Source organism: Methanobrevibacter thaueri, assembly GCF_015062905.1.
GTDB lineage: Archaea > Methanobacteriota > Methanobacteria > Methanobacteriales > Methanobacteriaceae > Methanocatella > Methanocatella thaueri_A.
Genome location: NZ_SUTK01000012.1, coordinates 1 through 22,555, shown reverse-complemented (window position 1 = coordinate 22,555; position 22,555 = coordinate 1). Strand labels below are relative to the sequence as shown.

General features: G+C 35.6%; 24 protein-coding genes. 20 read left to right on the top strand and 4 right to left on the bottom strand.

Annotated elements, in window-relative coordinates:
• The first annotated feature begins 43 nt into the window (after positions 1-43).
• The 5 genes from E7Z79_RS03910 (at position 44) to E7Z79_RS03890 (ending at position 5,007) form a co-directional block, all read left to right on the top strand.
• On the top strand, positions 44-1,039 hold the full coding sequence (locus tag E7Z79_RS03910) for an ABC transporter permease (protein ID WP_303738667.1): 996 nt from the start codon (positions 44-46) through the stop codon (positions 1,037-1,039).
• Positions 1,032-1,883, top strand: a complete 852-nt coding sequence (locus tag E7Z79_RS03905) for an ABC transporter permease (RefSeq protein ID WP_303738666.1) — start codon at positions 1,032-1,034, stop codon at positions 1,881-1,883. Before E7Z79_RS03910 ends, E7Z79_RS03905 begins: the two co-directional genes overlap by 8 nt.
• A gap of 13 nt (positions 1,884-1,896) precedes the next feature.
• Positions 1,897-2,844, top strand: a complete 948-nt coding sequence (locus E7Z79_RS03900; protein WP_303738665.1) for an ABC transporter ATP-binding protein — start codon at positions 1,897-1,899, stop codon at positions 2,842-2,844.
• Complete coding sequence (locus E7Z79_RS03895; RefSeq protein WP_303738664.1) at positions 2,834-3,445, top strand: ABC transporter ATP-binding protein; 612 nt, start codon at positions 2,834-2,836, stop codon at positions 3,443-3,445. The genes E7Z79_RS03900 and E7Z79_RS03895 overlap by 11 nt, the downstream gene beginning before the upstream one ends.
• Before the next feature lie 191 nt (positions 3,446-3,636).
• Positions 3,637-5,007: an MATE family efflux transporter gene (locus tag E7Z79_RS03890; RefSeq protein WP_303738663.1), complete on the top strand. Its 1,371-nt coding sequence runs from the start codon at positions 3,637-3,639 to the stop codon at positions 5,005-5,007.
• Here the strand turns inward: E7Z79_RS03890 and E7Z79_RS03885 are convergent.
• Together E7Z79_RS03885 and E7Z79_RS03880 are read right to left on the bottom strand one after the other, a co-directional pair.
• The gene (locus tag E7Z79_RS03885; RefSeq protein ID WP_303738662.1) at positions 5,004-5,618 is read right to left on the bottom strand and encodes an ABC transporter ATP-binding protein; all 615 of its coding nucleotides are present in this window, start codon (positions 5,616-5,618) and stop codon (positions 5,004-5,006) included. The genes E7Z79_RS03890 and E7Z79_RS03885 overlap by 4 nt on opposite strands.
• Entirely contained in the window at positions 5,608-6,567 is a 960-nt protein-coding gene (locus tag E7Z79_RS03880; protein WP_303738661.1) for an ABC transporter ATP-binding protein, read from the bottom strand. The genes E7Z79_RS03885 and E7Z79_RS03880 overlap by 11 nt, the downstream gene beginning before the upstream one ends.
• A gap of 147 nt (positions 6,568-6,714) precedes the next feature.
• Between E7Z79_RS03880 and E7Z79_RS03875 the strand changes: the two genes are divergently transcribed.
• Positions 6,715-7,278 carry a GNAT family N-acetyltransferase gene (locus E7Z79_RS03875; protein ID WP_303738660.1) on the top strand — a complete coding sequence of 188 codons (564 nt, stop codon included), beginning with the start codon at positions 6,715-6,717 and terminating at the stop codon, positions 7,276-7,278.
• Here the strand turns inward: E7Z79_RS03875 and E7Z79_RS03870 are convergent.
• Positions 7,273-7,983: a 4Fe-4S double cluster binding domain-containing protein gene (locus E7Z79_RS03870; RefSeq protein ID WP_303738659.1), complete on the bottom strand. Its 711-nt coding sequence runs from the start codon at positions 7,981-7,983 to the stop codon at positions 7,273-7,275. The genes E7Z79_RS03875 and E7Z79_RS03870 overlap by 6 nt on opposite strands.
• A gap of 317 nt (positions 7,984-8,300) precedes the next feature.
• Here E7Z79_RS03870 and E7Z79_RS03865 point away from each other — a divergent pair, with 317 nt between their 5' ends.
• The 9 genes from E7Z79_RS03865 (at position 8,301) to E7Z79_RS03825 (ending at position 17,565) form a co-directional block, all read left to right on the top strand.
• The gene (locus E7Z79_RS03865; protein ID WP_303738658.1) at positions 8,301-9,923 is read left to right on the top strand and encodes an ABC transporter substrate-binding protein; all 1,623 of its coding nucleotides are present in this window, start codon (positions 8,301-8,303) and stop codon (positions 9,921-9,923) included.
• A 113-nt stretch (positions 9,924-10,036) separates the two neighbouring features.
• On the top strand, positions 10,037-10,966 hold the full coding sequence (locus tag E7Z79_RS03860; RefSeq protein ID WP_303738687.1) for an ABC transporter permease: 930 nt from the start codon (positions 10,037-10,039) through the stop codon (positions 10,964-10,966).
• Positions 10,959-11,816: an ABC transporter permease gene (locus tag E7Z79_RS03855; RefSeq protein WP_303738657.1), complete on the top strand. Its 858-nt coding sequence runs from the start codon at positions 10,959-10,961 to the stop codon at positions 11,814-11,816. Before E7Z79_RS03860 ends, E7Z79_RS03855 begins: the two co-directional genes overlap by 8 nt.
• Before the next feature lie 41 nt (positions 11,817-11,857).
• Positions 11,858-12,364, top strand: a complete 507-nt coding sequence (locus E7Z79_RS03850; RefSeq protein WP_303738656.1) for a GNAT family N-acetyltransferase — start codon at positions 11,858-11,860, stop codon at positions 12,362-12,364.
• Positions 12,365-12,915: 551 nt separating this feature from the next.
• Positions 12,916-13,782, top strand: coding sequence for a tRNA pseudouridine(38-40) synthase TruA (truA, locus tag E7Z79_RS03845; protein ID WP_303738655.1), 867 nt, complete (start codon positions 12,916-12,918; stop codon positions 13,780-13,782).
• Between the two features lie 13 nt (positions 13,783-13,795).
• A complete protein-coding gene (locus tag E7Z79_RS03840; RefSeq protein ID WP_303738654.1) occupies positions 13,796-14,122 on the top strand; it encodes a hypothetical protein in 327 nt (108 codons plus the stop codon).
• Positions 14,123-14,144: 22 nt separating this feature from the next.
• A complete protein-coding gene (gene wecB / locus E7Z79_RS03835) occupies positions 14,145-15,467 on the top strand; it encodes a non-hydrolyzing UDP-N-acetylglucosamine 2-epimerase (protein ID WP_303738653.1) in 1,323 nt (440 codons plus the stop codon).
• Positions 15,451-16,539: an ATP-grasp domain-containing protein gene (locus E7Z79_RS03830; protein ID WP_303738652.1), complete on the top strand. Its 1,089-nt coding sequence runs from the start codon at positions 15,451-15,453 to the stop codon at positions 16,537-16,539. Before wecB ends, E7Z79_RS03830 begins: the two co-directional genes overlap by 17 nt.
• Before the next feature lie 3 nt (positions 16,540-16,542).
• Complete coding sequence (locus tag E7Z79_RS03825; protein WP_303738651.1) at positions 16,543-17,565, top strand: hydantoinase/oxoprolinase family protein; 1,023 nt, start codon at positions 16,543-16,545, stop codon at positions 17,563-17,565.
• Here the strand turns inward: E7Z79_RS03825 and E7Z79_RS03820 are convergent.
• Positions 17,562-18,125, bottom strand: coding sequence for a CDP-2,3-bis-(O-geranylgeranyl)-sn-glycerol synthase (locus E7Z79_RS03820; RefSeq protein WP_303738686.1), 564 nt, complete (start codon positions 18,123-18,125; stop codon positions 17,562-17,564). The genes E7Z79_RS03825 and E7Z79_RS03820 overlap by 4 nt on opposite strands.
• Positions 18,126-18,262: 137 nt before the next feature.
• On the opposite strand from E7Z79_RS03820, the gene tes reads away from it, so the two are divergent.
• From tes to E7Z79_RS03795, 5 genes are all read left to right on the top strand, one after another.
• Positions 18,263-19,771, top strand: coding sequence for a tetraether lipid synthase Tes (gene tes / locus E7Z79_RS03815; protein ID WP_303738650.1), 1,509 nt, complete (start codon positions 18,263-18,265; stop codon positions 19,769-19,771).
• 88 nt (positions 19,772-19,859) lie between these two features.
• A complete protein-coding gene (hacB, locus tag E7Z79_RS03810; protein WP_303738649.1) occupies positions 19,860-20,345 on the top strand; it encodes a homoaconitase small subunit in 486 nt (161 codons plus the stop codon).
• A gap of 14 nt (positions 20,346-20,359) precedes the next feature.
• Positions 20,360-20,989 (top strand): HVO_0476 family zinc finger protein, encoded by a 630-nt coding sequence (locus E7Z79_RS03805; protein WP_303738648.1) that lies wholly within the window; start codon positions 20,360-20,362, stop codon positions 20,987-20,989.
• Positions 20,990-22,264: a tRNA (N(6)-L-threonylcarbamoyladenosine(37)-C(2))-methylthiotransferase gene (locus E7Z79_RS03800; protein ID WP_303738647.1), complete on the top strand. Its 1,275-nt coding sequence runs from the start codon at positions 20,990-20,992 to the stop codon at positions 22,262-22,264.
• Positions 22,265-22,470: 206 nt separating this feature from the next.
• Positions 22,471-22,555: histone-like protein (locus E7Z79_RS03795; protein WP_303738685.1), on the top strand; the 85-nt coding region annotated here is incomplete at its 3' end.

Here is a 22,555-nt window from a genome sequence, read left to right as displayed (position 1 = left end):
ATCATTTTTTTAATTCTTTTTTTTTAAAACAAATTTATATGAGATGGTTAAAATTAACAATAAAAAATTAGCTAAATTTTTAGGATATAAGGCTATTAGATTACTAATTTTATTAATTGTTATTGCAGCAATCAGTTTTATAATGGTACAGTTATCACCAATTGACCCTGTTAAAGCTTATCTTGGACAAAGAATTGTCAGTCAAGAACAATTAGCTATCATGGGGGAATATTGGGGAACAAACCTGTCTTTAGGAGAAAGAGTATTCGGTTGGCTTTCAACTTTAGCATCCGGAAGCATGGGCTTTTCATTGATTTATAGGGTGCCTGTAACTGAAGTGATTGTACAGAAGTTTACTGCATCATTTACTCTTATGGCAGTTTCCTGGGTCATATCTGCTGTTGTCGGTTTTGGCTTAGGAGTTCTTGCAGGTGCAAAAGAAGGTACCTGGGTAGACAAGGCAATTAAAACTTATTGTTACATATTACAATCCACTCCTACCTTTTGGATAGGATTAGTTCTTTTAATGGTTTTTTCAGTTTATTTAGGCTGGTTCCCTATCGGGCTTTCAGTTCCTATCGGACAATTATCTGATACTGTAACATTTTGGCAGTGGTTATACAGATTAATTTTACCTGCTTTTACATTAAGTATTGTTGGAATTGCATCTCTGACCATGTATACTAGGGATAAGCTCATTAATGTTAAAAGAAGCGATTATTTCCTGTTTGCACAAGCCCGAGGTGAAAGCTTCTGGGGAATAATCAAAAATCACGGAATAAGGAATATTCTACTTCCGGCAATTACAATTCAGTTCATGTCATTTAATGAACTGTTTGGTGGAACAATTCTTGTTGAACAGGTATTTGCATATCCGGGCATCGGTCAGGCAACAGTAGCTGCGGGATTGAGGTCTGATGTTCCGTTATTGTTGGGTATTGTTATAGTCAGTACCATTTTTGTATTTGTGGGAAATCTTATTGCAGACATGATTTATGAATACGTGGACCCAAGGTTAAAAGGTGAGGACGATGAGTGATTTACCATGGTATAATAGAGGTTTATTCAGTTCACTGAATTTGAGGCAAAAAACACTTTTGACAATTGCACTTACAGGATTGCTTTTATTGGCAATTTTCATTAGTGGAATGATGATTAACGCTAATTTGCCAACTGATTTTAGTATTAAAATGCAGCCTCCATCTTTTGAACATCTTTTCGGCACTGATTGGATGGGCAGAGACATGTTCATTAGGACAATTAAGGGTCTAAGTTTAAGTATCATGATTGGTATAGGCGCATCCATAATTTCCAGTATCATTGCAACAATCTTGGCATTCGTTGCAAGTGTTAACAAGTTCTGTGATTCTTTTGTGTCCTGGTTGATTGATTTGTTTGCATCAATACCTCATATCCTATTGATAATGATGATATCCATCGCATTGGGTAAGGGGGCTTTCGGTGTTATAATGGCAGTCGCATTCTCGCATTGGGTTAACCTGACAAGAGTATTGAGGGCTGAAGTATTGCAGATCAACACATCCGAATACGTTGCATTGTCTGCAAGATTTGGTAAAAGCAAATTATGGATAGCAAAAGAACATATTTTGCCTTTAGTGTTATCTCAAATATTTGTTGGAACTTTGCTTGTTTTCCCGCATGCAATCATGCATGAATCAAGTGTAACTTTCTTAGGATTTGGTTTATCACCACACGAGCCGGCAATTGGTATCATATTGTCTGAATCAATGACTTACCTTGCAATGGGGGCTTGGTGGTTAGCATTCTTCCCAGGTCTGGCATTACTGATAGTTGTACTGTTGTTTGATATTATAGGGGATAATCTGAAACGATTGTTAGACCCTTCACAGGCAAATAACTAGAATGGGTGATATTATGGAAAAATTATTGGAAGTAAATAATTTATCAATATCTTTTACGCAATACGTTCAGGGATTGAATAGGCACGATACAAAGGTGATATCTGATTTGACAATTGATGTCGGAGAAGGTGAAATCGTTGCGGTTTTAGGTTCCAGTGGTTCAGGTAAAAGTCTCCTGGCTCATTCAATTCTAGGTATTTTGCCGTATAACTCTCATGTTACAGGAGAAATCAAATATAAAGGAAATGTTCTGGATCAGGAATTGAAGGAAAAATTAAGAGGTAAGGAAATTTGCCTTATTCCTCAATCCGTGAATTTCCTGGACCCTCTTATGAAGGTGTCAGAACAGGCAATCGGTGAATGCAAGGATGAAAAGGAACATGCAGAGAAAAAAATAAGGCAAAGGGAAATCTTCAGCAAATACGGTTTGGATGAAAGTGTTGATGACTTATATCCTTTTGAATTGTCAGGAGGAATGGCCAGAAAAGTATTGTTGTCTACCGCTTTAGTTGGAGACCCGAATTTGTTAATTGCCGATGAGCCAACACCCGGGCTTGATGCAAAAAGCGTGAAAGAGACTATTGAGGATATAAGAAATCTGAAAGAGCAGGGTAAAGGTGTTTTGCTGATTACTCACGAAATTGATGTTGCATTAAAAACTGCTGATAGGATTGCAATATTCTATTCAGGTTATGTTATTGAAATAAACACTGTAGAGAACTTCAAAAATGTGGATAATGTTTTGCATCCTTACACCAAAGCTTTAATCAATTCTTTACCTAAAAACGGATTTAACTTGACGGAGGGTGTTCAACCGTTGGAGGATCTTCCTGGATGTCCTTATTGGGAAAACTGTCCGGTCCGTTTGGATAAATGTAAGGATAATAAGCCGGAACTTGTTGACCATGATGGAATAATGATTAGATGTTTCAATTTTGAGGAGGTTAACGATGGAGCTTAAGGCAAGTAACATTTCTTTTTCATATAATAAGAAAAGACAGATACTGAAGGATTTTTCGCTATCAATCAATAGTAATCAGATTATCGGTCTGATGGGGGATAGTGGTAGCGGCAAATCAACATTATGTAAAATATTGGCAGGTTATATCACTCATTATTCTGGAAAAGTGACTTTGGATGGCAATGAAATTCCAGATAAGGGTTTTTATCCTGTGCAGTTGATTTTCCAGCATCCGGAAAAAACCATGAATCCTAAATGGAAAATGAAAAAGATATTGAATGAGTCATGGACTCCTCCTAAGGAGTTGAAGGACACTTTTGGCCTTAAGGATCAATGGTTGACTCGTTGGCCTAACGAACTTTCCGGTGGAGAACTGCAGCGTTTCAGCATATTGAGGGCAATCAATCCCGAAACAAAATTCATCATTGCAGATGAGATTTCCACAATGCTTGATGCGGTTACACAAGTGCAGATATGGGAAAAGCTCATCAATCATGCCAAAGCGAATAACATAGGAATATTGGCTGTCAGCCATGACCATGAATTGCTTGAAGTGATATGTGATGACATTTTGTTTTTTGATGAGATAAATAATCTTTAGAATAGCTCTTATTTGAGCTATTATTTATTTCATTTTTTTAATTTCATCTTCTTACTCCCTTTTTTTAGGTTGTTGCAATTTTGCAGCAACTTTTTTTTTATTTTTAGTTTTTGACTGTTTTAATAATTTGAAGGGTTGAAAATTTGTTAAAAAATTAAAAATATATATTGAATAAATTTTAATATTAACTTATGTTAAGTAATGATTCATCAAATAGTGTTGATTTAATGCTTTATAATCCTAAAAAGGCATTAATCAAAATGTCAATTCCATTGATTATTTCATTGCTTATTACTAGTTTTTATAATCTGATTGATGCTGCTTGGGTTTCAGGCCTTGGCGCCGATGCGCTTGCTGGCGTAGGATTTTTCACACCTGTTTTCATGATTTTGGTAGGCTTTGGTAATGGTTTGGGCTCAGGTGCTGCCTTTGCAATATCAAAATATCTGGGTGAGGACAATAAGTCAAAAGCAGACAACGCTTCAGTTCATTCTATAATTTTGGATATTGTGGTTTCATTGATTCTAACGCTAATCTTATTGCTTCTGTTAAATCCAATATTGAATGCAATGGGTGCAGGTCAAACTATCGCTTATGCATCTGATTATGGAGTGATAATCCTTTTGGGATCAGTTTTCATAATCTTTTCAAATGCATTATATGGAATTTTCAGGGGGGAAGGCGATACCACCCGTCCAATGTATGCCATGATTGCATCAGCAATTTTAAACATGATTTTGGACCCCATTTTCATTTATAATTTGAATTTGGGCGTAAAAGGTGCGGCTATTGCAACTATAATCTCATCAATATTCGTGATTTTAATTTTACTGTATTGGTTTTATGTTAAAAGGGATACATTCTTAAGGCCAAATTTTGACAATTTTGATTTTAAAAGGGGCATTTCAATTGACATTGTCAAAGTCGGGATTCCGGCAAGCATTCAGCTTTTAAACAATGCATTCTTTGCCGCAGTCTTTTCAGCGCTTTTGGCTTATGTGGGCTCAACAGATTCAGTTGCGGTTTACTCGACAGGCTGGAGAATAGTCACAATCGGAACAACTCCACTTTTAGCTATTGGGACAGCTTTAATCAGTGTCATCGCTGCCAATTATGGTGCAAAAAAATATAAGAACATTCAAATTGCCCATAGGTATGCCATGAAGGTATCAATAATCATTGCAGTAATTGTAATGATTTTAACCAATGTTTTTGCAGGAGATATCGCTTCGGTGTTCGCTTCATCAGGAAGCAGTGTCAGAATTGCCCCTGAACTGACTGCATTTCTTTCTTGGATTGTTATTTATTATCCTACAATGGCAGTTGGTGTTGCATCAACCTATGTTTTCCAGGGAATTGGAAAAGGTTTGACTGCAATGTTTCAAACAATTATGAGGGAAACCGGCTTTACAATATTTTTTGCGGTTTTATTGGGTGTCATTCTAGGTTATGGTGTTTGGGGAGCCTGGATGGGCATTGTTCTAGGTGAAGTCGTATCCAATAATATTACTATGGTCTGGGCAGATTGGCAGATAAAAAAATTAATGAATATTAATGGTTAAGCGCCATTAATATCTTTAAGGTATATCTTTTCGTCACATATGGTTTCCACTAATGGCATATCGTGACTTACAAGCAAAAAGCCCATGTTTCTTTTTTTAACGATTTTCAATACAGAATCGATAATCTGGGCTTGTGTAATTGCATCGAGCATTGTTGTCATTTCATCCGCAATAAGGAATTTTGTATTTGGATTTAGGGACCTCAATACTGAAAACCTTTGAAGTTCTCCTCCGGACAATTCCTGTGGAAATCTGGTAAGCCAGGACTTTTGAATTCCAAATTCTGATAATGCTTCATCCGTAACATTCCAAGATTCTTCTAATACTTGTTTCATTTTCCATTTTGGATTCATTACTTTTTCGGGATGTTGATAAATTAACTGCACTGGTTTGAATCCTTTATTAGGGAGGGGTTGACCATCGAGTGTTACACTGCCTTCGAATTTGGTCACATATCCGGATAAAATTTTGCATAATGTTGATTTTCCACTACCGCTGTCTCCGATCAATCCAATGATTTTCTTGTTATCCAATTCAAGATTAATGTCCTTTAATAGATAATCCTTAGCGGAGGGATATTTAAATGAAATATTTGTTGCTTTAAGTTTCATTTTCTACACCTTTTTCATATTTAAAGCATCTAACTTTTTTCTTTCCTAAATCAATCAATTCAGGCCTTTCTTCCTTACATCTGTCAAATCTCATTTCACATCTGTCATAGTACGGGCATCCTTCTTGTATTTCACCATGCAACGGTTGATGGCCTTTTATTATTTCAAATCCGTTTGCAGGCAACGCCTTGTATAATGATTTTGTATATGGATGGAGTAGGTTTTCCCCATCGCCTGAAAAGTCTTCTTTTAAGGCAATTTCAATTACATAACCTGAATAAAATATTCCAATTCTGTCTGCCACTTCTAGTGCAGCATGAATGTCATGTGTGATTAAGAGCACTCCAATTCCATCGTCTTTCATGTGTCTGAAGTGATTTAATGTTTCTTCTACTGTTTTTTCATCAAGTCCGGGTGTCGGTTCGTCTGCTACAACGAGTTTCGGATCTGATAGTAATGCTGTTGATACGAGTACTCTTCTAGCCATTCCTCCGGATAACTGGAATGGATACATGTCATCCACTTCAGGGCCGAGATTATAATGTTTAAATATTTCCCTTTGTTTTATTTTTTTGCTTTTCTTTTCATCTTCACTTTTTACATTACCGATTGCTTGGTCTGAAATCTTCATTAGGGGATCTAAGAAATTCACGGATTGAGGGACTAGAACTATGTCTTTTCCTCTGATTTCTTCTTTATCTTCTTGGGATAATTCTTTTCCTTTAAATTTTATTGTTCCATTCAAATCTGCATTTTCAGGCAGGATTCCAAATATCGCATGTGCTAGTAAACTTTTTCCGGAACCACTTGAACCCAATACGGCCAATATTTCTCCTTCAGATATATCAAGGGTTAAATCAGTAATTACTTTCAGATTTCTTTGATTCAATCCTTTTGTATATTGTATAAAGGAGATTGAGACATTTTCAACATCTAATAATTTTTCCATTTAATCACCTTATTAAATTAAAATGATAAATTTTATATACTAATTTGTACTTTATCAATATTAAAGTTATTCAAAATTTAATAAAAAGTATTACATATTGCATAAAATTAGGGTAAAATGTAATACTTTTTTTGAAAAGTGGTTAATATGAATGTTGTAATTAAGGAATTAAGTGATGATTCAAAACAAATTGAAGAGGTTCAGGAATTTTTATTTAAAATGATTAAGCTTGAGTTCGGTTATGATTATGTTCCTGAATGGCATCAAGATATCGTGAATATGAAAGAGTATTATATTGATCCTGAAATGAATAACTTTTTTGTAGCTTATGCTGAAGAAACTGGAGAAATAATTGCTACAATTGGTTTAAGGGCTTATGATAAAGATTTCCCTGAGTTTAGGCATTTGTATTCTAATGACACCACTTCAAGTATATGGAGATTATTCGTAGATAGGCGATGCAGGCGTTGCGGTTTGGCTTCAAAGATGTTCAGCATTGCCGAAAATTTTGCAAATGAAGTGGGGTATCGTGACATTTATTTGCATACTCATAAAAATTTGGAGGGTGCCCTTCATTTTTGGACAAAGATGGGGTTTGTTGTTGTTTTGGATAGTAATGATGAACTCTTGACAGTTCATATGGACAAACAAATTCAATGTTTGGACATTAATCCTCAATCCATTGATTTTAGATATGCAGTAAAACTATAATCGTTTAATGTATCGTTGTGTATGTGGGCATGCGAAAATACATTTTCCACATACTGTATCTGCTTTTCCCAGGTTTTCTTCTGAAACTTTCAGCGCATATTTTTCACATTTTCGGTCATCATAGAAATCATTTCTTTTGAGTTTATAATTCCATTCCTTGCCGCTTATTGCTCCTCCAAGACATGCATCCTTGCATGATTCGCATTTTCCGCATTTTGATTTGAGGATAGGGGTTCCATAATCTAAGGGGGCATTTGTTAAAACCGATGACATTCTTAATGCTGATCCAAACTTCAATGTTGTAAACAATGCGGACTTGCCAATCCATCCAAGCCCCGCACGGGTGGCTATTGTTTTGTGGGGCAATTCAAAGGAATTGAACTCACCAAAATCGGTTCCCAATCTCTTTTTTGTTTGGGCATATGCATCATATCCATCATCTATTAGGAATTCTTCGCATGTCATCCCAAGTGCGTCCAATCGTGTATTTAAACTAATCAATTCCTCAAGATATTCCTGTGTTGGTGCATTCTGCATATTTCTGATAATTTCTTTAGGATAAGCGATATAAAAAATAACGCCTGAAGTTAATCCTGGCTTTGGCGTAAAGTTGGTGATGTCTGCAAAGCCCACTTCGCTTGCACCTTTTTTCTTTAAATACCCTTTAAGTTTTGTGGACAAATCCATGGACAAATATCTTGTCATAATAATATTTAAATGTATTTAAGTATTACTTTTATGATGATTTTTTACATTCATTTATTTATTTTCAGCATTCTTAATTTTTTTATTTAGGCAATTTAGTAATGTTATTTTGCTCTACTCGTTCATTTTATATTGCGTTTTTTATTTTTCTTATAATTTTTCAAATAAAACTTAAAAGTAATAAATATCTTTTTATATAAATATGTCCTAAATATTACTTAATATTAAAATAATTTATATAAGTATTACTTATTGAGCATTTATTGATTAAAAAGTATTACTATTGTTTTAATATAGAATTGTTATATGGTGAAATTATGGAAAAAAAGACAATGATGATTATTGGTGCTGTTGTAGCAATCATTGTTATTGCTGTCGCTGCATTTGCATTGATGGGTGGATCAACTGATAATGATCCGACACATTTGACAGTTGCAGCACACAGTAACATTAAAGAACCGGAATCCGGTTTTGATCCGCTTACCGGTTGGGGATGTGGGCACCAAAACTATAATCCTTTAGTACAAAGTTGTTTATTTAAGACAGATAAGAAGGGAGAAATCGTTCCAGATTTAGCTACTGATTATTCTATCAGTGGAGATGGAAAAACATGGACTGTAAATTTAAGAAATGATGTTAAATTCTCAGACAATTCAACTTTCGATGCAAAAGATGTAGAAACTACATTCAACACTGCAAAAGAAACTGAAACTGATTTGGATTTAACAAATCTTGAGAAAGTAACTGCTAAAAATGATACTTGTGTTGAATTTACTTTGGTTGAACCTAGATCAACATTTATCTATGATTTAAGATATGTTGGTATTGTTCCTGAAGAGTATGACAACAACACTTATGGTGAAAACCCTATTGGTACTGGACCTTACGTATTAGACCATTGGGATAAAGGTCAACAAGCTATTTTCAAAGTTAATGATAACTACTACGGTGACAAACCATACTTTACTCAAATTACCTTGTTATTCCCTGAAGAATCAACCTGGTTGGAACTCGCTAAATCAGGTCAAGTAGATGTAGTGCCAGTGGCAACTTCTGCATTAAATCAAACAGTTGACGGATATCAATTTGTTGAAAAATCTGCAGGTAGGGCACAAGGTGTATCCTTCCCTTATCTTGAAGATACTGGTAACGTAACTAATGAAAGCGGTTGGAAAATTGGTAACAATGTAACTGCTGATAAAGCGATTAGACAAGCCTTAAACGTTGGTGTTGACCGTCAAAAAATGTGTGATGAAGTATTCGCAGGACACGCAACTCCTGAATACACAAGCGTCGATACAAGAGATTATGCAAATCAAGCTGCAAAAGTTCAGGATGGAAACATCGATGAGGCAAAACGTATCTTGAAAGAAGGCGGATGGGAAGATACTAATGGAGATGGAATCGTTGAAAAAGATGGTGTAAAAGCATCATTCGATTTATACTATCCACCGGATTATCTTGACAGACAATCTCTATCCACAGTATTTGCTGAACAAGCAAAAGAAATTGGAATTGAAGTAAATCTTAAAGGTGCTGATTGGGATACCATCTATGCAAACATGTACAGTTCAGCTGCATTAATGCAACAAACTTCTCCAGATCCATATAAATCAATCTATCAACAATACCACAGTAAAGATGCCGATGAATTCTATATGAACCCTGGTTTATATAACAACACTGAATCCGACAAATTGATGGAAGACGCAATGCATGCAACTGACTTCAATACTGCTGACACATTATGGGCTGAATCCGCTCTTGTAAATGGTGGAGGTTGGGGTCCTGCTGGTGACGCTCCATTCGCATGGCTCGTAAACTACGACTACAACTATTTCATTAAAGATGGAATCGACATTGGTGAACAACCTGATGGTTTAGGAAACGATGTTTTAATTAATATCTGTGATTGGACTAGAACCAATTCCACAGCTTAAACATTTTTTCCTTTTTTTATTTTTTTTTTAAAATTTAAGGGGGGTTAGTTTCATTGAATAAACAAAAATTAATTAAATTTTTTAGTTACAAGTTAATACGTTTCATAATTTTGATGATTGCTGTTGCAATATTCAGTTTTGTATTATTAGATTTATCCCCTATTGACCCGGTTAATGCTTATTTGAAAGGAGCTGCAGTATCAGAAGCACAAAGACAAATTTTACAACAATATTTTGGCACTAATGTTCCATTAACTACAAAAATTTATCATTGGCTGCTTGATTTGGCTCAAGGAAATCTTGGAACATCTTTAATTTATCGTGCGCCGGTGATAGATGTTATTATTGATAAATTTTTAGCTTCAATTGTGTTAATGGCGATTTCATGGCTGTTAAGTGGAATATTGGGTTTTGCTTTAGGAGTTGTAGCTGGTAAAAACAAAGGGTCATGGATTGACAAAGCAGTTAAGGTTTACTGTTATGCAATTCAATCTGCACCTTCCTTCTGGGTAGGTATACTTATTTTAATGGTTTTTGCGGTTTATTTAGGATGGTTCCCGATTGGATTCGGTGTTCCTATTGGAGTTAAAAGTACTGATGCAACATTTATGGAATGGGCATCAAGACTTGTTCTTCCTACTTTAACATTGAGTTTGGTCGGTTTGGCACCGATTGCCATGTACACCCGTAATGAACTGATTCAAGTTTTATCCTCTGATTATGTATTATTCGCTAAATCAAGAGGTGAAAAAGGTTGGGATTTAGTAAAGAATCATGGAATAAGAAATATACTGTTGCCGGCCATAACATTGCAGTTTTTATCATTCAGTGAATTATTTGGAGGAGCTGTTTTAGTGGAACAGGTATTTTCATATCCTGGAATAGGTCAAACGGCTGTAGTCGCAGGTCTTCAAAATGATGTTCCTCTGTTTTTAGGAATTGTAGTATTCAGTGCAGTATTTGTATTTGTTGGAAATCTACTTGCCGATATCTCTTATTACCTAATTGATCCAAGAATTAAGGAGAGTGAATTTAATGATTAGAAAAAAGGAAACTGACGATAAGAAGCAATGGTTTTTATACCCTGCTAATCTCAGGACAAAGACTCTTGTCATTATCATACTTTCAGTTATAGTTATTGTATCAATATTCATTTCAGGTTATTTTATAAGAGACATTCCAACAAGTTTTGTCAATGCTAATCAAATGCCTTCTTTAGAACATCTTTTCGGAACAGATTGGATGGGGAGGGACATGTTTCAGCGTACAATTGCCGGGCTTGGATTAAGTATTATGGTGGGTTTCATTGCATCTGCTGTAAGTACAATTATTTCTATAATTTTAGGATTGTTTTCAAGTTTCAATAAGATTGCAGACGAATGTGTTGCAGGAATTATTGATCTGTTCGGTTCAATACCTCATATTCTTTTAATTATCCTCGTTTCCATCATGTTTGGTGGAGGAGTATTCGGGGTAATTATGGGTGTTGGTCTGACTCATTGGACTCCTCTTGCAAGGGTTTTAAGATCTGAAGTTAAGGAAATTAAAACCAAGGAATACATTCATTTAGCTGAAAACCTAGGTAAATCAAAGATATGGGTTGCTACAAAACATATCTTACCTTTGATTATATCTCAAATCATTGTTGGAGTTATTTTAATGTTTCCGCATGCAATCATGCACGAAGCGGCAATTACCTTTTTAGGATTTGGTTTACCTCCACACGAGCCTGCAATCGGTGTAATATTAGCCGAATCAATGAATTATCTATCTTCAGGTTATTGGTGGTTGGCATTCTACCCGGGTATGTCATTATTGATTGTTGTATTGTTGTTTGACTTCATTGGGGAGAATGTTGAAAAATTGCTAAATCCTGAAACTGCACAGGAATAAGATAAATTCTTATTCTTATTTTTATTTTTTAGGGGAATATTATGGATATTGAAATTAGGGCAGTTAAAAATAATTCTGTGGAAATTGCTAATGTTAAAGACTTTTTATATGGTCAGATTATGGAAGTCTATGGAATAGGTCCCACTCCAAAATTCCATTATGATATTGATGGGATGGAAGAGTATTATCTTTTGCCGTCCACCAATAATTTTTACATTGCATTGGATGGGGATAAAATTATTGCAACTGCAGCCATCAGAGCTTATGATTTTGATAATGAATTATTTAGAGGCATTTATACAAAAGAGGACACTGCAAGCATTTGGAGATTAATGGTGGATAAAAATTACAGAAGACATGGAATTGCCCGAAAGTTAGTGGATATTATGGAGGAATTTGCCAAGAATGTCGGATATGATAGGATTTATCTTCACACTCACAGATACTTGGATTCCGGAATTCCCTTCTGGACATCTGTAGGTTATGAAATCACAATTGAGGAAGATGATTATGATGAGACAACTCATATGGTGAAATATTTGTGTTGAATGGTAGTATTATTTTTTAAGAAAAGTAATACTTGTTTTTTCTACAGAATTCTTATCTTTTTTTATTTTATCTGATTTACTGGAAATTTTTTTATAAAAACTGATTTTATGCTTTCATTTTTTTAATAAAGAGTCTAACAGTCGATTTTTAATGATTTTATGGAAAATTCAATAATCCGATAATTATTACTCGAATAATTTTAGGATATGTATTTATTTTATTTTTGGATTAAATTTCTAAAAATTGCTAATTATTGGATATATTGGTTTTAGTGCTATTATTTCCTTGGTTTATTGAATTTAATTAGTAATAATTTTTAACAAATTTTAAATAAGTATTACTATAATTATTAAATATATTACTATTGAGTAATTGGATAATTAAAATTATACAATATAACTACTTCAAATAATTTTAATTTTATTCCTTATTATGATTACTTCGCAATAGTATGCCATATAATTTTAGGCAAATAGCTTTCATCAAGCTATTTGCTTTCCTCCTCATTTTTTCTAAAAACTTATTTTATATTAAACCAAATATTATATTGATGAAGCGAACTGCACTTAAAATCGGATATATTGGAACTAATTTTCATGGCTTTCAAAGGCAGCCTAACCTCAGAACGGTCGAAGAGGAATTGATTTACCATTTGCGTAAACTGGACTACATTGACGATTTGAAGAAGTCCAGGTTCAGAATTGCAGGAAGAACCGATGCTGGCGTTCATAGCTTGGGCAATGTGATCAGCTTTCAGTCTGAAAAGGAAGTTCGGGTAAACGAAATCAATAATTCTCTTCCGGATGATATTCAAATATTGGCAAGTGCGCCTGTTCGCTATGCTTTTAAGCCGAGGTATGCCCAAATGAGACAATATCGGTATATGCTTTTCCAGGATTTGGATATCGACAAGCTCAATGAGTGTGCTGAAGTCTTTAAGGGCACCCATAACTTCACTAATTTTACAAAAAGGTTTCAGAAAACAACCACCCGTACGATCGATGACATTAAAATCTCAAAAGTTGAATTGGATGATTATCACAAAAGGGAATTTCCTAATCTCCATGATACATTATCTCCAATATTCGTTGATATTTACGGTGAATCATTTTTATGGAACATGGTTAGGAAGATGATGAGGGTTTTCATTGATGTTGCAGTTGGCAAGATGACCCTGGATGAGGTTGAAAGATTGCTTAATCCTGAAGCCGATGAGCCAAGAGCATATATCAAGGTCACAGAACCCGACTATTTGATTCTGATGGATATTCAGTATGACGGAATCAAATTCACATATGATGATTATGCCTGTGAGAGATTTAGACGTGATTTGGTTGATTCTCTTAGCAATTTACAGAAAAAATATGCAATTCGAGAATCAATGATAAAAAGTTTAAATGATTTACACAAATATTAATATGAGGATGCTTATGGATAAAGTACAAAAAGTTAATGAGAAAATAATGATTATTGGAATTATTGTGGGTTTTGCCTTGGGAATCTATCTGGGCATTGACCATGATGATTTGAATTTTTGGCTTATATTAGTTCAATGGGTTTTTTTCACCTCATTAATACTTACATTGATATCAGCAGTGGGCGGATATTATGCTAATATGCGTGATAAAAGTGTTGAATTCAATATAATTTCTGTAATAAGAGTGTTTGTTTTAAATTTGGCTGTAGTTGCAGTTTCCGCATCCTTTGGATTTGTTTTCTGCTCAATAGCAATTGGCAATTTCAGTACTGCTTATTAATTTGTTTAATAAAAGGGATATCATGAAAATAGCGACAATTTTAGGAACAAGGCCGGAAATTATTAAGATGGCTCCAATCATTGACGAAATATCAAAGAGGGGCATCGACCAAATAGTCTTGCATACCGGCCAGCATTATGATAAAGAGATGTCTGACAATTTCTTCAGAGACTTGGAAATTCCAACTCCCGATTATAATATTCAAGTTGGTTCAGGAACTCATGGAAAGCAGACCGGATTGATGATGAAAGGCATTGAAGAAGTGCTTATTGAGGAAAAACCGGATATTGTGCTTGTTCAGGGAGATACCAATGCCGTACTTGCAGGGGCACTTGTGGCAGGTAAGCTGCACATTGCCGTAGGTCACGTTGAGGCGGGACTCAGGTCATTTGACATGACAATGCCTGAAGAGATTAATCGTCGTGTCGCTGATATCGTCTCAGCAATGTATTTCATTCCGACTGAAGAGTCCGCCATCAATCTGCTTGCAGAAGGATTTTCACATGAAAACCTGATAATCACAGGAAATACTGTCGTTGATGCCTGCTTCAGACATTTGGAAATAGCTAAAAAAAGAGGATTTGAAGAGCAGTCCCTGGCTGATTTGGATATTGAGAATATGGATAACATCCTGACATTGACAATGCACAGGGCCGAAAATGTTGATGTTAGGGAAAGAGTGACAAATATAATCGGCGCCTTAAAGGAATTGAGCGACATGAACATCATTTTCCCGATTCATCCAAGAACAAAAAACACTCTGGAAAACTTCGGATTGTTCGACGAGTTGAACGATTTGGATCATGTTCATATAATCAAGCCATTGGGATATCTTGATTTTTTACTTTTGACTTCAAAGTCAACACTGATTTTAACCGATTCAGGAGGCCTTCAGGAAGAGGCAATAACACTTGATGTGCCCGCATTAACTTTAAGGTATAATACTGAACGTCCCGAAACAGTAACTGCCGGAGGAAATATTCTTGTAGGTTCTGATAAGGATGTAATTTTGGAAAATGCAAACAGGATTTTGAATGACAAGGAATTTGCTGACAAAATGAAAAACGCTCCAAACCCATATGGTATTGGCGATTCAGCCAAATTGACTGTTGATGCTATTGAAGATTATTATGAAAGGGGACTTCTTGACATCAGGGCTCCTGAAGACATTATGGGTTCATTTACAAGGAAAATGGCCACAATAGATGAGGACATTACTGTAGCGGAGTTTGAAGATAAAAATGACTCATTAATCCATATGATATTCGATGGAGAGAAGATGCGTTTTCCAGCAGATGATTTAAAATTAAATGGTATGATGATTACTTATGATAAACGAAACTGATTCAATATTGGTATTTGAGTATTTTACGGCTTCCGGCGAAAAGGAAAAGAGCATAATTTCCGAAGCGGAAGAATTGATTTTTGCATTATTGGATGATTTATCAGACTTTAATGTTGATTTGGTCATTAACAAATCATATGAGGATAAGGTGAAGGATTTCAATAATGTCAATCCGATTTTGATTGATGAGAATATTGTTGACTGGCTTGAAGGCAATGCTGCAGACTTTAAAAATGCTATTTTCATTGCTGCTGAGATGGATAATGCCCTATACAATATCACTAGGATTTTAGAGGAAAATAATGTCAAAACATACACTTCCTCTGCTGAGGCTTGTTTTAAGACTTCCAATAAATTTGAAACCTACAATGCCCTTCCAATGGATATTCCGCAACCTAGGTCCTTTAAGTTTAAGATAGATCCAAAAGGATATTGGAAAAGGGCTATTGAAAATCTTCATGAAAAATGGCAATCTGAAGATCCGTTGACTCCACTCAAATTGATTATCAAGCCGTTGATTGGTGTGGACTGTGAAAACATTGTAATAATCAATGATATCGGCGATTTGTCATATGATCTCGAAGAGATTTTTCCACCTGGTTCAAGGATAATCGTTCAGGAATATATTGTGGGAACTGATATAAGCGTTAGCTTGATTTCAGATGGTCAAAAAGCAGTTCCTATTAGTCTAAATGAGCAATTTGTCTCTATTGGAAATGCTGAAGGCACATATTTCGGTGGAAAGATACCTTATGAAAGCAAATATCAGGATGAGGCATTTGAAATAGCAACCAAAGCTGTTGAAGCTATCGACGGCATTAAGGGTTTTGTTGGCGTTGATTTGTTGATAAATGCTGATGAAAAGGATGTTTACTCAGTTTATCTTTTGGAAATCAACTCAAGATTCACAACACCTTATGTCGGTTTGAGAAAAATTTGTAATTTTAACATCGGTAAGAGCATTGTTGAGCTTATTGACGGAAAAGCCAGCATTGATGATTTGGACACTTCCTTAAATGGCAAAGTTGAATTTATAAAATCTGCCGATTCATTAGATATTAGGAGATTGTGATTTATGAGAATTGCAGGATTCGACATTGGCGGTGCAAACACTGATTTGGCCGTAATCGACTTTGAAGACGGTGAGATTAAAAACATTGAGGTTGATTTTGCATATCTGCCGATGTGGAGCAACAATGACGACTTGTCACGTGTTTTGGTGGAATTGATTGAAAATATCTGTCCTGTATCTGAAATTGATGCGGTCGGCATTTCTATGACTGCGGAACTGGTGGATGCGTATGATACCAAAAAGGATGGAGTTTTGGATGTTGTTAAAAAATGTGAAGAGACATTCTCATGCCCTATCGCCTATGTTGGCATTGATGGGATGTTGTCTAAGGATGAAATTGAAATGGCTCCACTTAAGGCGGCGGCGGCCAATTGGATTGCGACCGCTCAAATTGCAACACTGATTTCCGACAACTGCATATTCATTGACACTGGAAGCACAACAACTGATATCATTCCTATCAAAGATGGTAGGGAATGCGCTATTGGCAAATCTGATTTTGACAGGTCAGCAACTGGCGAATTGGTTTACACAGGTACTTTGAGGACCAATCTTGCAAGCTTTCTTGATAAGGTTGAACTGAATGGAAAGGAGTATCGCGTAGCCAGTGAGCTCTTTGCACAAACTGCAGATGTCTATACCGTTTTGGATTTGATCACTGAAGATGACTATATCTGCGATACCTTTGACGGTGAAGGCAAATCCAAATTTGACTGTGCAAAAAGGATTGCGCGTGTGGTCTGTGCCGATTTGGAAATGCTGTCAATGGATGATGTCGTTGAGATGTGCAAGTTCATTCACCAAAAACAGATTGAGCAAATTGCGGATGGTCTAAAACAGGTTCATGAAACCCAAGATTTGGATTTGATTGTAACAACAGGCCTTGGAAAAGATATTCTTGATAAAAAGGCAGCAGAGCTTTTAGGTTTAAAAGTCAAATCTATGGGTGATATCTTAACTGATGATGAGTGTACCGTTGCACCGGCTGTTGGAACTGCCGTGATGATGGAGAAATACTTGAATTAGTACCATACGTCTTTCAAACCGAGCAGATATGCAATGCTGTTGGCCAGTAAATGGATAACCAGTGTCAAAAGCAAAGCCAAAACAACGAAAATTAAATTAAGTTTGATGACTGGCAAAACAAAAATCAATGCAACTATTATAAAATCTAACTGATCAAGAATTGGTGCAGGCTTTCCTCTGCCAATTCCAAGTCTTCTTTTTAAAAAGCTACCTAATGCATCACCTATAAGAGCCCCAAAACCGAGTAAAAATCCAATTAATATTCCGTTAGGAATGCTGGTTATCATAGGGACGATTAGAGAATTTCCAACATATGGGGTAATCATTGGAGCGAGGTATCCCTGAATGGCTCCTGTAATCACGCCGATTATTGTTCCGGCAACCAAACCTCTCCAGGTAACTCCATCTCCAATCCAGCGAACGCCATTTGAGTCGCTTTTTCCAAAGTCAATTGGTGTTCCTCCGCCAAACAGGAGTGCACCTCCGTTTGAGAAGTATGCTGGAAGAATGAAATATAATGTTGTTAGCAATATCACTAGTATTTGTTGAAAATCGATTATCATTTAAATTTTACTCCACATCATGTTGGATTTATATAAACTATATCACTAATAATATTTAAATATTAAATTGTTTTAAATATATAATATTATGTAAGTTTATACTAATATTGCTTAGTATTATAAAAGGTGATTTTTTGAAATTAAAAGGTACAAAAAGTTTATGTCCAGAGTGTGGAAAAACTCTTGAGGCTGAAGTTTTTGAGGAAGACGGCAAAGTCTATATCAAAAAAACTTGTGATGAGCATGGAGAGTTTGTAAACACTTATTGGAGTGATAAAGATTTATATGATCGCGCAAGTAAATATGTCCCTACCATTTCTGGCGTAGATAATCCTTGTGTGGAGGACAGTGCTCCTTGTCCTGATAATTGTGGCTTATGTTCAAAACACGAAACATCTACCGTTTTAGGATTGATTGATGTAACAAACAGGTGTAATTTAAGATGCCCTGTTTGTTTTGCTAATGCAGCAGCTGCAGGATATCTGTATGAGCCTACAAAAGAGGAAATCAGACAGATGCTTAAGAACTTAAGGAGTCTAAAACCTCACCCATGTCCGGCTATCCAATATGCTGGTGGTGAGCCTACTGTCAGAAAGGACATAGTTGAACTTATTGAAATGGCTAAGGAAGAAGGTTTTACTCACGTTCAGATTGCTACCAATGGTATTAGAATAGCCAAAAGGGAGAATTTGGCAAAACAATTGAAGGATGCAGGATTAAACACTGTTTATCTTTCTTTTGAAGGTGTAACTCCAGAACCTTACATTAAAAATAAAGGAAGGAATCTGCTTCCAGATAAACTTCAGGCTATTGAAAACTGTAGAAAAGCAGGTTTGGGAGTGGTTTTAGTGCCTACATTAGTCAAAGGAGTCAACGATAATCAAGTTGGCGAAATCATCAAATTCGCTTTTGACAATAACGACATTATTTACGGCGTAAACTTCCAGCCAGTTTCATTTTCCGGAAGGACTCCTTCTGAACATGTTGAGGAACAGAGGATTACCATTCCTGACTTTGTTGAAATCATTGAAAAAGAAACCGATGGTCAGGTTCCAACTTCTGCATTTTATCCGCCATCTTTTGTTGAACCGATTGCAGAGTTCATTTCCTTGTTAGATGGTGAAGAATCTGCAAAAGTGACTTTGAACTGTCATGAGCATTGTGGAATAGCTACTTATGTATTCAGACAAAAGACTGAAGGGGATGGAAAAGACAAATTGATTCCAATCACAGATTTCATTGATGTTGATGATTTGGGTAACAAATTAAAAGAATACAATGAAAAACTCAAAAATGGTAAATTCGGTTCTCGTAAGAGGGTTATGGCAGGTTTAACTGGAAACCTTACTAAAATGATCCACACTAGCAGATCCCCTAAAGGTTTGGATATCAAAAGGATATTATTGAATGTTTTTGTTAAAGGAGATTATGATGCTTTAGGAGACTTTTCCAAAGATTCCATGCTTATTTCATGCATGCACTTCATGGATCCGTTTAACTTTGATGAAGACAGAGTTAAAAAATGCGTTATTCACTATGCAACACCTGATGGAAGAATCATTCCATTCTGTACATTCAATTCAATGTATCGTGAAGGTGTGGAACAAGAGTTTTCAAGACCATTCAAAGCAGATAAAAATTAAACTTACAAAAAAATCACCTACTTCTTGTATTCGGGAGTTTTCCTGAATACTTCATTTTTTTATTAATTGAGATTTATTAGTGATATTTATGGATATTATCAAAGGAAAAACATGGACTTTTGGGGAAAACATCGACACAGATGTAATTATACCTGGAAGGTATTTAAGAACATTCAATCCGCAGGATTTGGCAGACCATGTTCTTGAAGGGGAAAGGCCGGATTTTACAAAGAATGTCCAGTCTGGCGATATAATAGTTGCAGATGAAAACTTCGGTTGCGGTTCTTCAAGAGAACAGGCACCTGTTGCCATTAAAACAGCTGGAGTTAGTGCAATCGTTGCCAAATCTTTTGCAAGGATTTTCTACAGAAATGCAATCAACATCGGTTTGCCGGTAATCGTTTCAGATATTGAAGCCAAGGATGGAGATATTATTAACATCGATTTATCAAAAGGAACCTTGGTCAATGAAACAACTGGTGAGTCAAAGACTTTTGAACCGTTTAAAGAGTTCATGTTATCTATTCTTGAAGATGGTGGATTGGTTAACCATTATCTAAATAATTCTGATTAAGGAGGCATAAAAAAATGGATTGTCCTATTTGTGGTTCTGATGATATTGAAATTTTGAATTCAAAACAAAAAACAACAAAGAAAAAGTTTACTGAAGAATACTTGCTTAAATGCGAGGATTGCGGTCACGTTTATAAAAATGTTATTTCCCTTAAAAAGCCTAGGCCTTACAGGCTGATTATTTCTGAGCAGGACAAATCTCACAAGACAACTATAGATTTGTCTCCAAGCGATGAGCTTAAAACTGGAGATACTTTATTGACCGAATTGGGTCAGGTTGAAGTTACAAGCATCGAAGTTGGAGACAAAAGGGTGGATAAATCCAATCTTGAAGATGTGACCACCATTTGGGCATCTTCTGTTGAAATTCCGGCACGTATCGGATTTTCAGTTGACTTGCATGGTGAAGTCGATTCATATAAGCTTGATCTTGAGAGGGATTTTGAAATTGCTCCGGGAGATGTCGTCAAAATCGAAAACCATATTGTTAAGGTGCATGTAATCAAGACTCAAGAGAGAAAATTGACTTCAGGATTTGCAAAGGCTGGAGTCATAAAGAGGGTTTATTCAAAACCTGTTAGATTTAACAGTTATGATTATGACTTGACCAAGAACATATTTAAAAAAACAAAAAAGAGTGACTAGATGAAAGTTTTTATTGAATCTTATGGTTGTACATTCAACCAGGCTGATGGACAGATTATCGCAGGCAATCTGCAAGCCAATGACATTGAACTTGTTGATGATATTGACGAGGCGGATGTGATTATTGTAAACACCTGCTATGTTAAGCTGCCCACCGAAGACAAGATGACATTTAGGATTCAAAAGCTTCAGAAGGAATTTCCTGACAAGAAAATCATTGTTGGGGGATGCATGGTTGAAATTGATCCTGAAAAACTGGAAAAGATTGGGCCTGATATTTCATGGATCGGTCCTCATCAGTTGAATAAGTCCGCCAGCGTTGTTAATGCAACATATTGTGGGGACATTATTCGTGAAACCGGATTTTCAAAGGAGTCCAAAGTTTGCGTTCCTAAAGTGGGTGATGATAGTCTGATTCATATTTTGCAGATTTGTGAAGGTTGTTTGGGAGCATGCACCTTCTGCTGTACTCGTTTTGCACGAGGACCGCTAAACAGTTATCCGATTGCTGATATAGTCTCTGAAGCACAAAAAGCCATTGATAATGGGGCCTGCGAGATACAGTTGACTGCACAGGATACTGCCGCTTTTGGAAGGGACAGTGGTGAAAAACTATATGATTTAATTAAAGAAGTGGCTAATTTAAATGGAGATTTCCGAGTTCGTGTTGGAATGATGCATCCTAAAAACATTTTAAACGATGTTGATGAAATAATTGATGCAATGAAACATCCGAAGGTATATGATTTTATTCATTTGCCTGTGCAAAGTGGAAGTGATAAGGTATTGTCTGACATGAGAAGGGGCCATACAATAGATCAATACAAGAGCATTGTATCAAAATTCAAAAAAGAAATTCCGGATGTAACATTGGCCACTGATATAATTGTGGGATACCCAACCGAAAGTGATGAAGATTTTGGCGAAACTGTAAAATTGCTTGAGGAAATCAGGCCAAGCCTGATACATCTGTCAAAATACCAGCACAGAAAAGGTGCAATCTCATCATCACTAACAGAAATTCCTCGCAAAATCATGAAGGAAAGATCAAAATACCTGTCTCAAATCAAAGAAAAAATAACCGAACGAGAAAACGAAGAATTAGTCAATTCTATTCAAAAAGTTTTGGTTATTGAAAAAGGTTCCAAAGGGGGATATATAGCAAAAACAGATTCTTATATTCCTGTGATTATTGATAATGTTGAATTGGGAACTTTTGTTGACGTGAAAATAACTGAAGCGACCTCGACTTATCTAAAAAGCGAATTATTGTAAGATAAATTTTTTAATTTTATAACAATTCTTATTTTGACATTACTGTTAATATGTATCCTTTAATTTTTTATTTTATCTATATTTTTTTTTAATTTTCAAAAGCATATTGTATAACTTATTATGGTATAATATGGGCGATTATTATTCAGTTTTTACCGATACCTTTATATACTATTGTTTACTATCATTTAATTGGAGGTGTAATTATGAGTGAATTACCAATCGCACCAGTCGGTCGTATCTTAAAAAATGCTGGCGCACAAAGAATTAGTGATGATGCAAAAATTGCAT